The sequence below is a fragment of the Bacillus sp. EB01 genome (genome assembly GCF_000613125.1).
Classification (GTDB): domain Bacteria; phylum Bacillota; class Bacilli; order Bacillales; family Cytobacillaceae; genus Bacillus_D.
In genome coordinates this window covers 770,632-784,261 of record NZ_HG964497.1, presented here as the reverse complement: position 1 = coordinate 784,261, position 13,630 = coordinate 770,632, and the positions used below count along the sequence as shown (strand labels likewise).

General features: G+C 41.4%; 15 protein-coding genes, 1 pseudogene and 1 riboswitch. Of the genes and pseudogenes, 5 read left to right on the top strand and 11 right to left on the bottom strand.

Going from position 1 to position 13,630, the window contains the following annotated elements:
• Window positions 1-57: 57 nt before the first annotated feature.
• Complete coding sequence (locus TY16_RS03520) at window positions 58-480, bottom strand: RrF2 family transcriptional regulator (protein ID WP_043930369.1); 423 nt, start codon at window positions 478-480, stop codon at window positions 58-60.
• Window positions 481-650: 170 nt separating this feature from the next.
• Between TY16_RS03520 and TY16_RS03515 the strand changes: the two genes are divergently transcribed.
• Window positions 651-1,535: a sulfite exporter TauE/SafE family protein gene (locus TY16_RS03515; RefSeq protein WP_043930368.1), complete on the top strand. Its 885-nt coding sequence runs from the start codon at window positions 651-653 to the stop codon at window positions 1,533-1,535.
• Window positions 1,536-1,612: 77 nt separating this feature from the next.
• Here TY16_RS03515 and TY16_RS26045 read toward each other — a convergent pair whose 3' ends face one another.
• Together TY16_RS26045 and hmpA are read right to left on the bottom strand one after the other, a co-directional pair.
• Window positions 1,613-1,750: a hypothetical protein gene (locus TY16_RS26045; RefSeq protein ID WP_155922129.1), complete on the bottom strand. Its 138-nt coding sequence runs from the start codon at window positions 1,748-1,750 to the stop codon at window positions 1,613-1,615.
• Window positions 1,751-1,978: 228 nt separating this feature from the next.
• Window positions 1,979-3,187, bottom strand: a complete 1,209-nt coding sequence (hmpA, locus tag TY16_RS03510; protein ID WP_043930367.1) for an NO-inducible flavohemoprotein — start codon at window positions 3,185-3,187, stop codon at window positions 1,979-1,981.
• A gap of 671 nt (window positions 3,188-3,858) precedes the next feature.
• Between hmpA and TY16_RS03500 the strand changes: the two genes are divergently transcribed.
• The 3 genes and pseudogenes from TY16_RS03500 to TY16_RS03490 all read left to right on the top strand — a co-directional run.
• Entirely contained in the window at window positions 3,859-4,320 is a 462-nt protein-coding gene (locus TY16_RS03500) for a nucleoside deaminase (RefSeq protein WP_231505554.1), read from the top strand.
• On the top strand, window positions 4,320-5,045 hold the full coding sequence (locus TY16_RS03495; RefSeq protein WP_081772864.1) for an ankyrin repeat domain-containing protein: 726 nt from the start codon (window positions 4,320-4,322) through the stop codon (window positions 5,043-5,045). Before TY16_RS03500 ends, TY16_RS03495 begins: the two co-directional genes overlap by 1 nt.
• 197 nt (window positions 5,046-5,242) lie before the next feature.
• A pseudogene (locus TY16_RS03490) lies at window positions 5,243-5,923 on the top strand (DUF421 domain-containing protein); the annotation flags it as partial.
• Between the two features lie 46 nt (window positions 5,924-5,969).
• Here TY16_RS03490 and mnhG read toward each other — a convergent pair.
• Genes mnhG through TY16_RS03455 form a run of 7 tightly spaced genes read right to left on the bottom strand, consistent with a single transcriptional unit; the run spans window position 5,970 to window position 11,731 of the window.
• Window positions 5,970-6,332 (bottom strand): monovalent cation/H(+) antiporter subunit G, encoded by a 363-nt coding sequence (gene mnhG, locus TY16_RS03485; RefSeq protein WP_043930363.1) that lies wholly within the window; start codon window positions 6,330-6,332, stop codon window positions 5,970-5,972.
• Entirely contained in the window at window positions 6,316-6,600 is a 285-nt protein-coding gene (locus tag TY16_RS03480) for a Na(+)/H(+) antiporter subunit F1 (RefSeq protein WP_043930362.1), read from the bottom strand. Before TY16_RS03480 ends, mnhG begins: the two co-directional genes overlap by 17 nt.
• Window positions 6,600-7,076 carry a Na+/H+ antiporter subunit E gene (locus TY16_RS03475; RefSeq protein WP_043930361.1) on the bottom strand — a complete coding sequence of 159 codons (477 nt, stop codon included), beginning with the start codon at window positions 7,074-7,076 and terminating at the stop codon, window positions 6,600-6,602. Before TY16_RS03475 ends, TY16_RS03480 begins: the two co-directional genes overlap by 1 nt.
• Window positions 7,077-7,082: 6 nt before the next feature.
• Window positions 7,083-8,570 (bottom strand): Na+/H+ antiporter subunit D, encoded by a 1,488-nt coding sequence (locus TY16_RS03470; RefSeq protein ID WP_043930360.1) that lies wholly within the window; start codon window positions 8,568-8,570, stop codon window positions 7,083-7,085.
• Entirely contained in the window at window positions 8,563-8,904 is a 342-nt protein-coding gene (locus tag TY16_RS03465; protein WP_043930359.1) for a Na(+)/H(+) antiporter subunit C, read from the bottom strand. The genes TY16_RS03470 and TY16_RS03465 overlap by 8 nt, the downstream gene beginning before the upstream one ends.
• Window positions 8,904-9,329: a Na(+)/H(+) antiporter subunit B gene (locus TY16_RS03460; RefSeq protein ID WP_043930358.1), complete on the bottom strand. Its 426-nt coding sequence runs from the start codon at window positions 9,327-9,329 to the stop codon at window positions 8,904-8,906. The genes TY16_RS03465 and TY16_RS03460 overlap by 1 nt, the downstream gene beginning before the upstream one ends.
• A complete protein-coding gene (locus tag TY16_RS03455; RefSeq protein ID WP_043930357.1) occupies window positions 9,326-11,731 on the bottom strand; it encodes a Na+/H+ antiporter subunit A in 2,406 nt (801 codons plus the stop codon). Before TY16_RS03455 ends, TY16_RS03460 begins: the two co-directional genes overlap by 4 nt.
• A gap of 422 nt (window positions 11,732-12,153) precedes the next feature.
• On the opposite strand from TY16_RS03455, the gene TY16_RS03450 reads away from it, so the two are divergent.
• Entirely contained in the window at window positions 12,154-12,537 is a 384-nt protein-coding gene (locus TY16_RS03450) for a YkvA family protein (protein ID WP_043930356.1), read from the top strand.
• A gap of 131 nt (window positions 12,538-12,668) precedes the next feature.
• Here the strand turns inward: TY16_RS03450 and TY16_RS03445 are convergent, their stop codons facing one another.
• Window positions 12,669-13,061 (bottom strand): DoxX family protein, encoded by a 393-nt coding sequence (locus TY16_RS03445; RefSeq protein ID WP_043930355.1) that lies wholly within the window; start codon window positions 13,059-13,061, stop codon window positions 12,669-12,671.
• 435 nt (window positions 13,062-13,496) lie between these two features.
• Window positions 13,497-13,605, top strand: a riboswitch (SAM riboswitch).
• The last annotated feature ends 25 nt before the right edge of the window (window positions 13,606-13,630 follow it).

The following is a 13,630-nucleotide window of genomic DNA, read 5'->3' as shown; positions in this document are numbered from 1 at the left end:
ACTATCCTCATTGTAAATGATAATCATTTTCAATGAAAGAGGACTGCTCTAAAAAGTTCATTGGCTGCTATACACCTTGCCATCCAGCAAATCCTTAAGGGTTGTATGATCGAGCAGCTGTGCAACTGTATCTCTAACTAGGGCCCATAAAGGCTTCAGCATACAGCCAGCTTCCAGGGGACAGCTCTCATACGATGTTATGCTGACACATCCCATTGGCGCCAGGGGACCCTCCAGATTCCGAATCACCTCACCAATGACAATATCATTCGCGCTTCTGCTAAGTTTATATCCACCGTGTACTCCACGCTTGCTTTGGACGTAGCCGTTTCGTTTCAGCTGCAGAAGCAGCTGTTCCAAATAATTGATTGGGACAAGTGTCTTCTCTGCTATTTCACTGATCGGGACTAGCCTGCTTTCGTCACTTCCGAGGCAAATAAGTGCCCGCAGCGCATATTCTCCCCTGCTCGATAGCCTCATCGCTCCCCCTCCTTATATAGGCATTCATCCAATCTTCCCCAAACGAAGAACCTTCATTTTTGTCCCGACATATTGTACGTTACAAACTTGATTAGATTAGTCAACAATCACCAATATAGAATGCTTCTAACTAGTCTATTCAGCATTTTTATAAAAAAGGAGAGATATCATTGAGGAGGCTTATTATTCTTGCGTTCATTGGCCTGGCAGCACAGCTGGTTGATGGTTCCCTTGGCATGGCATACGGGGTTACCTCAACGTCATTGCTGCTCATGTTTGGAATTGCTCCCGCCGTGGCATCCGCTTCTGTGCACATGGCAGAGGTTGTTACAACAGCGGCATCCGGTGTATCGCATATCCGGTTTGGAAATGTCGATAAACAAGTTGTTTACAAACTAATCATCCCTGGGTCAATAGGTGCTTTTCTCGGGGCAATTTTTCTGGGAAGCATCCCCGGCGATATAATAAAACCTTATGTTTCCGTATTCCTTCTCCTGTTAGGTGTTTTCGTTATCTACCGGTTTCTGTTTAAGTTTTCCACAACAAACCAACCTTCTATTAAAAAGAAAGGCAAAAAGTTCTTTGTCCCGCTTGGTTTTATTGCAGGTTTTTTTGATGCAACGGGCGGAGGAGGCTGGGGTCCAATCGCAACTCCAGTATTGCTGACAAGCAGCAAGATGGAGCCGAGAAAAGTTATTGGCTCTGTTGATACAAGCGAATTCGCGATTGCGGTCTCTTCAACGATCGGCTTTCTTTTGACGCTTGGCTGGTCACAAATCAACGTTCAATGGGTTATTGCCTTGATGATAGGCGGCTTGATTGCAGCACCAATCGCGGCTTGGCTTGTGAAAATCATTCCGACAAACCTTTTGGGAACTCTTGTAGGTGGAATCATCATTTTAACCAACATCCGTACTTTGTTGGGGACACTAGATGTATCTCAGACAATCAGTTTATTCACTTACGGAAGCCTTGCTATCCTGTGGGCAGCAGCCATTGGGTCTGTCGTTTATAAATTAAGGCAGGGAGTTGGCGGAACAGCAAGCCTGGAGTGAATAGGGGTTAGCAGGGGCAATTTATCTACTCACCCCAGTTTGGCTGCTTTCCCTATTTTTTTCTAAGGTAATTCGCCTCACTGCTGCAGGACTGGTTTGTCCTGAATATCTAAAAATGTGTCCTGAATCGTTTGGGAAATGTCCTGTATTTTTTGGGAAATGTCCTGTATATATGAAAAGTTGTCCTGATTATTGAAAAAGTTGTCCTGATCCATTTAGCTACCTCCGTGTTTAGGTCGTTAACGTACCCCTATCAACAACCTAACCAGGTTTTTGTGGAGAATTGATCTTTTTGGAGAGTTAATTAATCCACAAAATAACTTCTTGTGGATAAATTGTTTATAATTATCCCACTAAATTTATTTGAGGAAAATTTGCAGATGAAAATTAAAACGGTCCAGAGGACATCACCTCTGGACCGTTTTGCTAAGTATATGTCTCGCTCACAAGTTTCCTTTTGGCCCGAAAAACTCGAAATGAATTCTGTCGTCACTTACACCGATTTCCTTCAGAGCGCTATTGATTGCTCTCATAAACGGTACAGGTCCGCAGAAATAGAAGTCTGCCTCGCTGACAGGAACATTCTTTTCCAGCCATTCACGGGTTACATAGCCTTCTACGTCGAACTTGTTTTCGTTTCTGTCATCCTCGGTTGGTGAATCATAGAAAACATATGATCTAATGTTTTCCTTTTCAGATAAAGCTTCTACCTCATTCCTTAGCGCATGCAATTTGCCATTTTGAGCCGCATGGATAAATGTAACGTTTCTCTCAGGCTGAACTTCCGAAACGGTTTTAAGCATACTGACCATTGGAGTGAGACCAACACCGCCGCTAAGCAAAACGACCGGGTTCTCTTTTTCCGTATTTAGGACAAAGTCGCCAGCCGGAGCACTAATAGGAAGGATATCCCCTTCTTCGACTGTTTCATGAAGATAATTTGACACCATACCATCTGGATTGGAGGTCCCTGCCTCACGCTTTACACTGATTCGGTAATATTCTTTTCCCGGCGAGTCGGAAAGGCTGTATTGGCGCATATGGGTGAATTCTTCACCAGCAATCTCGAGCTTGACGCTGATATATTGTCCCGCCTGGTAGGAGGCGATGTCTTTTCCATCCTGTGGTTTTAGATAGAAGGAAGTAATAACATCACTTTCTTTCACCTTGCGCTCCACAATGAAATTCCGGAAACCGGCCCAGCCGCCTTTTTGGCTGGATGCCTCATCATACATTTCTGCTTCGACGCTAATGAATGCATCTGCAATCACTCCATAAGCTTCGGCCCATGCATTGATAATTTCATCGGTAGCAGCTTCTCCTAAAACATCCTTGATTGCCAGTAATAGATATTTTCCTACGATAGGATAATGTTCTGGTTTAATGCCAAGACTTCTATGCTTATGGCCGATTTGCTTTACAACAGGGATGATGGCCTCCAGGTTATCGATATATTTTGCCGCTGCATATACTGTAGCTGCAAGCGCCTTTTGCTGGCGGTTTTGTTTCTGGTTAGCATGGTTAAAAATATTCAGTAATTCAGGGTGATCTGTAAACATCATTTGATAAAATTTTGTGGTGATTGCTTCCCCATGGACCTCAAGAACAGGAACTGTGGATTTAATAATCTCAATCGTTTTTTGGTCTAACAAAACGAGCACTCCCCTTTAAGTAATTATTACTATTCACATAGTGATAATATATAAAAATTCACTTTAAGGCAGTGATTTAGATCACAGATTGATATATTTAAATAATTTTACTCATTTGCTTCTTTGACTTGCTTTACTATTTCAGGCTACATAAATTAAACTAAGCTTTTTGTGATTTTACTAAGGGCAGCTATTAATTGCTTGGTACAGGTGCCCTTTGCCTGTCAGGATCCTTCCTCATATTAAGGCGCTTTTTTAGAAAAAGTATATTTGGAGTACAATTTGGTTCACCCCGGATATCGAAATATCCTTGAAAGAGAATTTCGAGTACATTTCGATGCAGCACGACAGATGAAATGTCCTTGAAATGGGGTTTCGAGTACATTTCGGTGCCGCCGGACAGGTAAAATGTCCTTGAAAAAGAATTTCGAGTACATTTTGTACCTGCCTGGATAGGGAAATGTCCTTGAAATAGACTTTCGAGTACATTTTGCATCTGGGAAATGTCCTTGAAATGGGTGTTCATGTACAATTTGAGCCTGCCAGGTTAGTGCCGCGGTCCATAATTGACTATTTTTCCTCCAAGATACCAAAGAGAGCTTAATCACTTGAAAAGCTTTGTGCAGCATGGTTAAGTAACGGTAACGAGTTGGTAAAGGAGTGTTTTGAAAGTGTCTCACCAAGATTTCATGCAGCTGGCAATTAACCTGGCTTACGATAACACGAAGAACAAAAAGGGAAAACCGTTCGGGGCTGTCATCGTTAAAGATGGAGAGGTGGTTGCAACTGGGGTAAACGAAGTTCTAAAAACTCATGATCCAACCGCACATGCCGAGTTGCTCGCTATTAGGGAAGCGTGCACCGCTCTGGGCACTACCGACCTTTCTGGCTGCAAGCTGTACGCAAGCGGAGAACCATGCCCGATGTGCCTAAGCGCAATTTATTGGGCTAATCTTCAACATGTTTACTATGCGTTTACGGCGGAGGAAGAGGAAGAAGTTGGCCTGGGAACACAGTATGTTTATCAGCAAATTGCCCTCCCGATTGAAGAAAGGGACATTAGATTGAAGAGATTGGACAAGGACCCACAAGTCAACAATCCGTTTGCCCTTTGGAAAGAGCAAAACTCTTAATGGACAAGGGCTTTTTTCCGAACATAAAGTTGGCCTCACTTCTGTTATGTTGCATTCTGTTGCTTATAGGATGTGTCTCTTCGAACGAAAACCAATCGGCAGAGGAGAAGAAGAATCATATGACAAATGAAATCGATACTCAACTGATTCAAGCTGCTGAAAACCAGGAAACAGAAACCGTTGAGATGTTAATTGAGGCGGGAGCCAATATAAATGTGCAAAATGAGCAGGGGCAAACCCCTACGATGATTGCAGCCTATAATAACGATGTTGAAACGGCGAAAGTATTAATTGAAGCAGGAGCAGACGTCAACAAACAGGATGATATGAAAAACAATCCATTTCTGTATGCAGGTTCTGAGGGATATCTTGATATTTTAAAGTTAACCATTCAGGCTGGAGCCGATCCGGCCATTACGAACCGTTACGGAGGAACCGCCTTAATCCCTGCTTCAGAACATGGATATACCGAAGTAGTGAAAGAACTTTTAACAAAGACTGATGTTGATGTGAATCATATCAACAATCTTGGCTGGACTGCCTTGCTTGAAGCTATTATTCTAAATGATGGCGGCAAAAAACAACAGCAAACCATTAAGCTGTTAATTGAACATGGGGCCGATGTGAATATTCCGGACGGCAATAATGTTACCCCTTTGCAGCATGTGCGCGAAAGAGGATTTAAGGAAATTGAACAAATTTTAATGGATGCTGGTGCAAACTAAGAAGGCACAGCCTTGCTTTTGGCAGGGTTGTGCTTTTTGTTTTCCCGCTTTTAGAAAGGTCATCTTTTTGCCTTCCTTCCATGACTAGCTTTATTTTCCACAAGTTTTTATGGAGCGATTCCGCAAAATAAGCTTATATTGTGTTTTGATACGGCTACTACTGCTATTTTATAAGCCAAACCTATCGAGGTGTTTAAGTGGACAGCAACTGGTTTGATATAACGATTCGTTCTCTTTTATTTTTAGCTGTTCTGTTTTTAATGACCAAATTACTCGGTAAAAAGCAGCTTTCCCAAATTTCTTTTTTTGAGTATGTATCCGGAATTACGATTGGGAGTATTGCAGCTGAAGTCATTATGGGCCTTGAGAGAAACTTATGGCATGGAGTAGTAGCGATCTTGATTTTTTTTGCAGTTACATATTTAGTCGACTATATCTCTCTAAAAAATAAAAAATTCCGGGATTTCACTGAAGGCAAAGCAACTGTATTTATAGAAAACGGAAATATATTAGAAGGAAATTTAAAAAAGGAACTTTACACGATTGATGATTTAAACACATTGCTTAGGAAAAAAAATGTGTTTAACGTTTCTGAGGTGGAATTTGCCGTTCTAGAGCCGACCGGTGATTTAAGTGTATTTTTGAAAAAAGAAAACCAGCCGTTAACCGCGAAAGATTTAAATCTTAACGTTAAAAATGAGAGAGTAACTCAGACTGTTATAATGGATGGAAAAATATTATATGATTCCCTTGCTGCCGCAAAACGGTCTCCTTTATGGCTCAAAATGGAGCTCGAGAAACAAGGTTTGTCGGTCGATAAAGTCTTTATGGCTCAAGTGGATTCTGCTGGCAAATTAACCGTTGACCTTTATGACAATTAGGCAAAGAAGCATAACCCTATTGAAGGAGTTATGCTTCTTTTAGTTAGAACCGATTTTTCTCTTTTGCCTCGTTATATGTCTTCAGGTCATCTCTGACACTTCTATCCCAAAGCTTCACCCCGGAGTTGTAAGCAGATCGGTTAATCAAGTGTCCTGATATCGGCGAAGTCATGAAGAGGAAGACAAAGCCTAGTATCAGCCTTGAATTAAAATGATCAAGGAAGGAGTAAAAGTAAATAAATGTTCCTACTAGAATGAACATGACTCCTAAAGTCGTAGCTTTGGATGCGGCATGGTTCCGTGTATACACGTCTGGAAGCCTAATCACGCCGAACGTAGCAATAAGACATAGAAAGGCGCCGGCCAAAATGAAGAAACCGATTAAGAAATTAACGATTAGGCTCATTTTCGATAATCTCCCCTCTTTCCAAATATTTAGCAAAGGCTACCGTCCCGATAAAGGCCAGGATCCCGATCAGAAGGATGATATCCAGAAAGGCAGTCGATTTGTGGACAATTGAAAACAGCGCGGTTATCGCGACAAGATTAACGCCAATTGAATCCAGGGCAATAACCCTGTCTGCGGTTGAGGGCCCTTTAATGACACGGTAGATGAGCCCCAGCATAGAGAGTGAACAGCATAATAAAGCAATCCGTACAATTATTTCAAGCATTAGCCGCTCACCTCCAAAATAGCACGTTCAAATGTATTTTTTATATTATTAATTTCAGTTTCGATTTCCCCTAAATTCATCGCATGGACAAATAGGATTTTATTATCATCGGAAACTGAAATGACCAGTGTACCAGGTGTCAAGGTAATCAAGCTAGACAAGAGCAAAATCTGCCAGTCTTTCGTTAAATCGGTTTGAAGGGCAAAAATGCCTGGCCGCATATCCAATTTGGGCTTCAGTACAATTTTGATGATTGCAATATTGGATAACAGAAGCTCCTTGAAAAAGATGAGCGTCAGCTTTACAAACGACCAAATTCTATAAACATAGAAGCGTGTCTGGAAATAGCGCCTAAGCACAAATATGACAAGCAATCCAAATATATATCCTTTTATAAAATCAATAGGGCCATACGAAACCTTGATAAACATCCATAGGAAAGCTAGGACGACATTTAATAAAATTTGAAGGGACAACCTAAATCACTCCTTTAAGACAGCTTCAATATAGACACTTGGGTCCAATAACGTTTCAGCTGCCAGGTTAATATACGGCAAGAAGGACTCCGAGCCTATGCCGTAAACGGCGGACAAAACCACGAGTATGGCCGGAGAAATGAGAAGCCATCTGACAGGAGCCTTTTCCTCCCCTTCATATGTCCGTCCCTTCCCCCAAAAGCCATTTATAAAAATTTTCATTACCGAAAACAGGACAAGAAGGCTAGACATTAATACGAGGCCGGCAGCGATATAACTCTCCCCCTGAACACCGCCTTGAATGATCAGGAACTTACCAAGGAACCCGCTCAATGGAGGAATGCCTGCCAGTGACAATGCGGCAATGAAAAATGTCCAGCTAAGGCCTGGATACCGGCTGATCAGCCCGCTGATTTTTTTCAGATTGCTTGTCCCGGTTATCGCAATCATAATGCCAACGAGCAGGAACAAAGCTGCTTTAATGATCATGTCATGAATCAAATAATAGATTGACCCTGTCAAAGCAGCAGGATTCATAACGGAAACGCCGTATAAAATCACACCGACTGCTACAATGATGTTGTAAATGACAATATACTTTATATCCCAATAAGCAATTGCCCCTATTACTCCAACAACAACAGATAAAATCGCCAATACTGCCAACAGCTGGAAAAGGAAGCCATCATGGTGAAAAAGAAGGGTATAGGTTCTCGTAATCGCATATACGCCAACTTTTGTCAGCAATGCCCCAAACAGAGCAAGAACCGCTGCCGGAGGCGCATAATAGGATCCTGGCATCCAGAAGTAAAGCGGAAAGATTGCCCCTTTTAGACCGAATACAATTAAAAACAAAACCGCAATGACAGTCAAAATACCCGGCATCCCGTTTGCGCTAATCTCACTGATCCTTGTGGAGATATGAGCCATGTTCAGTGTTCCGACTACGGAATACAAATAGGCGACAGCAATAACAAATAAGGCCGAAGAAATAATATTGACGAGCAAATATTTAATCGTTTCACCTAACTGAATCTTTGTTCCGCCAAGCACTAGCAAAACATATGAGGACATGAGCATCACTTCAAAGAAGACAAAAAGGTTGAAAATATCCCCAGTTGTAAAGGCCCCGTTGATCCCGACTAATAAGAAGTTAAAAACCGCATAAAAGTAATGATTTTCTCTTTTTTCCCCTATTGAAAAAAAAGAATAAAGCAAACATGCGAATGCGATGATACTTGTGGTGAACACAAGCAGCGCGGAGAGCATATCGGAGACGATCGTTATTCCGAAAGGTGCATCCCAGCTGCTGATATTGAGTGATTGAACTCCATCAAAGCGGACTTTTTGAACAATAATAAAGGAAACAATGATCCCGGCAACAGCTGATAACGTTGCCAGCGCACGTTGAAAGATTTTATTTTTTCTAAAAAAGATTAATATTGCCCCTGTGAGTAAAGGTATTAATATCGGTAAAAGAATTAAATTAGTCATTTAGCTTGGATCCTCTCATTTCTTCCACATTATCGGTCCCCAGCTCTTTATAGGATCGATAGGCCAGAACCAGGAAAAAGGCTGTTACCCCGAAAGAGATAACAATAGCCGTTAAAATCAGAGCCTGCGGGAGTGGATCTGTATAGATGGTAATATTGTCCCTTAGGATTGGAGCTGCTCCCCTCTTCAGCCCGCCCATTGTTAAAATAAGCAGATGGGCTCCATGGCTGAGCAGTCCTGTTCCGATGATAATGCGCAGCAAGCTTCTTGACAGCATTAAATACGTAGCGGTCATAAATAAAATTCCTATGACAAAAGCCATTAAAATCTCCATTATTCATCCCCCCCTATTGTTTGAATAATGGTCATCGTCACACCGATAACAACAAAATAGACACCCAGGTCAAACAGTGTTGCGGTATGGAGGGATAGTTCCCCAATCACCGGGAGATGAACATCTGTAAAAACGTGGGTTAAAAAAGGTACATTAAACAGCATTGCTCCGGCGCTTGTTGCTATCGCAATCAATAACCCAATAGCCGTGAGAAACCGATAATTGATGGGCAGGATTTTCGCAACTGTCTCAATATCATACGTGATTAACAGGAGAACAATCGCCCCCGAAGTCATCAAGCCGCCGATAAAGCCGCCCCCAGGATAGTAGTGGCCCGCAGTGAAAATATAAACCGAATATAGGGCGATGATAAAGAGCAACACTTTAAGGGACGTTTCAAGAATAATATTATTAACTTTTCTCACCCTTGTTTCCCCCTATCCGATTTCAATCTAATCATTCCGTATATCCCAAGCGAGGCAATCGCAAGGACCGTTATTTCAAAAAGTGTATCAAAACCGCGGAAGTCCACGAGAATGACATTGACCATGTTCTTCCCGGCTGCTTCCACATACGTATTTTCAACGTAATACTGTGAAATTGAATCAAAAAGCTTATTGCTATGGGCGGAGAGTGCAATAATTGTGACAATTGCCCCAACCCCAATGGATATAAGCGCATTTGTCAGCCTGAATCTCATCCTCGTTTCAAGCTTCCGGTATTTCGGAAGGTGATAAAAACAAACCAGGAAGAGAGCGACCGAGATGGTTTCGATAACCAGCTGGGTTAACGCCAAATCCGGTGCCCTGAAAAGCACATAGAACAGTGAAACCGTATAACCAACTGAACCAAGGAGGATAATTGAAGTCATTCTTGATTTAACAAACAAAATGCTTATTGATCCAACCACGATAAACAGGACAAGGACCATTTCATAAATTCCGATTGATGAAACATTGCTCGTATCAAGTTTAAATGCATTCTCCCTTATGAGAGCCGCAGATAGAATGAAGATAAAAAATGCAAAAATATAAACAAGATAAGATCTAATCGAGCCGGTCATATAGCTGCTTGTCATCCTGTTGGAGCCGTTCTGGGCCTTTTCTATTAGACCATCATAAAAGCGGTTCAGTGAAAGCTTTTGCGGAAGTTTTCCGTAAATCCTTCCCCACTTTGGATATGTTTTGAAAAGGAAGAAGCCTAACAGGATGACTCCAAGGGTCATGAAAAGTTCAATGTTAGGACCGTGCCAGAACGAGATATGTACATCGAACTCTTCCCCCGCACCCAATAAATCCGGCAGGACAGCTGACATTGCTGGAGAAATCAAAGTGCTTGCAAGCAAATTTGGGAAGAGGCCGAAAATGACAACAAGAGCTACTAGGATCAAGGGAGAAATCAACATCCCAATTGGAGCTTCATGCGGCTTATTACTCAGTTTTTCCGGCTGGAACTTCCCGGTGAACGTTTTAAAAACAAGGATCATGCTGTAGACAAACGTAAAGATACTTGCCACCCAGGCAAGCACCGGGAATAGAATTCCCCATGTTTCCAGGTTGAATATATTCATTTCCCTCACTTGGACCATGGCCGTAAAGAACATCTCTTTACTTAAAAATCCATTAAAAGGAGGCAGCCCAACCATTGAGAATGCCCCGATTGCGGAAATTGTAAAGGTGACCGGCATAAACTGCATTAACCCGCCAAGCTTCCGGATATCCCTCGTGCCTGTTTCATGGTCAACAATTCCTGCAGCCATGAACAGGCTGCCCTTAAAGGTAGCATGGTTGATTAAATGAAAGATTGCTGCAGTAACCGCTATTGTGTAGATATTGTCATCCAACGCTTCATAATGGAGAGCAGCTGCCCCGACCCCAAGCAACGACATAATCAGCCCGAGCTGGCTCACTGTTGAAAAAGCAAGAATGGCTTTTAAATCGGTTTGCTTTACCGCAAAAATTGATCCCCAAATTAACGTTAACAGGCCGACTCCTCCAACAAGCCAGAACCAGACACTCGATTCCCCGAATACAGGAGTGAACCGTGCTACAAGATAAATCCCCGCCTTAACCATTGTCGCCGAGTGCAAATACGCACTAACAGGCGTTGGGGCTTCCATGGCATCGGGCAGCCAGATGTAAAAAGGAAACTGAGCTGATTTTGTAAAAGCGCCAAGCAAAATGCAAAGCAGTGCAGGGACAAATAAAGGATGATTGAAAATTTCATCCGAAGTACTGATGATTTCGGTCATGCTGAATGTACCGGTCATCACATAAAGAAGGATAATCCCGCCAAGCATCGCCAGCCCGCCAAACACTGTAATCAGCATCGACTTTTGAGCTCCATACCGGGACCGTTCCCGTTCGTACCAGTAGCCGATCAAGAGAAACGAGGAAAAGCTGGTCAACTCCCAGAAAGCATACATGACAATTAAGTTATCGGATAACACAACCCCAAGCATTGCTCCCATAAAAAGCAACAAATAGACATAGAAAGTGTTGAGCTTTTCTTTATCTTTAGCTAAATAGTAAATTGAATAAAGGATTACGAGTGCGCCTATCCCTGTGATTAAAAGGGCAAATAATAAACCAAGCCCATCAACTTTGGCTGTGAAATTCATCCCCAGGGATGGAATCCATTCAAAGGTTTCCATTACCCTTTTTTGGCTCATCGTTTGAGGAAGATAGGAAAGGAAATAAGCAAATAATAGGATGGGCAATGGGAGAACGAACCATCCCGTATGTACGCGTCCGAACCACTTATGGAAAAATGGAATGAAAATAGCAAATAACAACGGCGAAACGATCGCCAAGAGCAAGTAAGACAAAGTAATACCCTCCTATCAAATCATTGTTTTTAGTATGTACAATCAGCTGAAATTTGTGGGCTTTTTGGTTTCTGCTAATACCCGCCCTCAAATTTTTAACTTGGAAACTGCCGGTAGCGGGGACTTTGGCGTAAAAAACAAAAAGGAGCCTGTCACCAAAGGGCATACTTCCCCCTTGGTGACAGACTCCTCCATAAAAACCATATTTTTATAATAATCAGAAACCTCACTTAAACCTATTCTAGCTTACCACTTTCATTTTTCTTGTTCAACTAACTTGCCTGACAGAACCCCGCCCGACGTGCAAAACACAAAAAAACCACTTAGTTTATAGTACTATATAGTTAAATTACAAAAGTGAAATGATTTTACGCTTAAGAGTGGTATTGTGCCAGCTGGAGCGTGTTTCTAGAGGAGAGACTATGTTCAATAAAATTAAAGCTTGGGCGAAACAGTTAAAAAGGAAGATCTTTATTCTTTATTTTGCATATAAAGATGAGCGAGTACCTTGGTACGCAAAAGTGTTTACTGCAGTTATCGTCGCATATGCATTCAGCCCAATAGACTTAATACCCGATTTCATTCCGATTCTTGGTTACCTGGATGAAGTGATTCTGCTTCCAATAGCGATTTGGCTCGCGATGAAGATGATACCGAAAGCAGTTTTATCTGATTGTGAAGTGAAGGCAGAACAAATGATGAAAAACGGCAAACCTAAGAATTGGATTGCCGGCCTCATAATCATATTAATTTGGGTTGGATTCACGGTATGGGCATCTATTAAAATTTATCAGTTTTTAAACTAAACAAAATATATCAACCTCTATTACTTTTTTAAAAAAGAGCTAATCAACTTTACTTGATTAGCTCCAAATTTTTTTATTTTACAACAAAACAGCTCGCTTTGTTTGGGGCTAAACTGTCCTATTCTTGGATACTAAGCTTCCTTACCCTTTGCCATCAGCTGACCAAGAGAAAATAACTTGCTGCCATTTAAGACGAAATACACTGATAGGGCTAATAATACAAGATCGTAAGCATAGCCATTTAGAAAACCATCTGGCAATTTCACCGTAAAGATTGCACCAATCATGATTAGACCCAATAGTAGCGAAGCAACCCGGGTCCCTAAACCAAGAATCAGCGCAATACCACCTACCACTTCAATCACAGCTACTGCATAAGCAAGAAAACCAGGTATCCCAATACTATCAAACCAGCCTACCGTATTCTCTATTCCACCTTGAAACTTAGAAACGCCGTGTGCTAAAAAGACAATACCTAGTACAACACGAAGTATAAAAGTTCCAATTTCATTTCTGTCAGACATAAGATGTACCTCCATTACTTAATGTTTTTATCTCTATTTAACATATTATAGATTGATATATTTTTAATTCAAGGTTTTTTACAATAACTTTACAATCTTTCTAACTGAAAGGCTTTTTCCGATAATATTGGAAAAAGCCAACCCGAAGCTCATCTCATGGGAGGGCGGCACGTTTGTCTTTTGTATAACAAGCTATTCTTCAGTTCCCTTTTAAATTCTTATGCAAAATATATCCCTGGAAAAAACCAATCATTGCAAGGTTCACACCATTGTTTAGAAACTGAAATTAGGAGACAACTGCATGTCACTAATAAAAAACATTGACATTATGTGCACAAAGTTTCATAATCGTACTTATTATAAGATTAAACAAAATATTATAAACAATTTGTTAATCTTGTTTTCATTAGCGCGAAAAGTGAATAAGCAATATTTTTCTTATCAAGAGAGGTTGAGAGAATGGCTCTATGACACCTCAGCAACCACCGTTTAGACGGAAAGGTGCTAATTCCTGCAAGTTTGGTGAAAACTTGCAAGATAAGAAGGAACCTTGTGAGTGAAGGTCTTCT

Coding starts and splice junctions, on each gene's coding strand:
- TY16_RS03520 (WP_043930369.1), bottom strand. CDS start 480: ATGAGGCTATCGAGCAGGGGAGAATATGCGCTGCGGGCACTTATTTGC.
- TY16_RS26045 (WP_155922129.1), bottom strand. CDS start 1,750: ATGGATCAGGACAACTTTTTCAATAATCAGGACAACTTTTCATATATA.
- TY16_RS03495 (WP_081772864.1), top strand. CDS start 4,320: ATGGACAAGGGCTTTTTTCCGAACATAAAGTTGGCCTCACTTCTGTTA.
- mnhG (WP_043930363.1), bottom strand. CDS start 6,332: ATGAGCCTAATCGTTAATTTCTTAATCGGTTTCTTCATTTTGGCCGGC.
- TY16_RS03480 (WP_043930362.1), bottom strand. CDS start 6,600: ATGCTTGAAATAATTGTACGGATTGCTTTATTATGCTGTTCACTCTCT.
- TY16_RS03470 (WP_043930360.1), bottom strand. CDS start 8,570: ATGACTAATTTAATTCTTTTACCGATATTAATACCTTTACTCACAGGG.
- TY16_RS03465 (WP_043930359.1), bottom strand. CDS start 8,904: ATGGAGATTTTAATGGCTTTTGTCATAGGAATTTTATTTATGACCGCT.
- TY16_RS03450 (WP_043930356.1), top strand. CDS start 12,154: ATGTTCAATAAAATTAAAGCTTGGGCGAAACAGTTAAAAAGGAAGATC.
- TY16_RS03445 (WP_043930355.1), bottom strand. CDS start 13,061: ATGTCTGACAGAAATGAAATTGGAACTTTTATACTTCGTGTTGTACTA.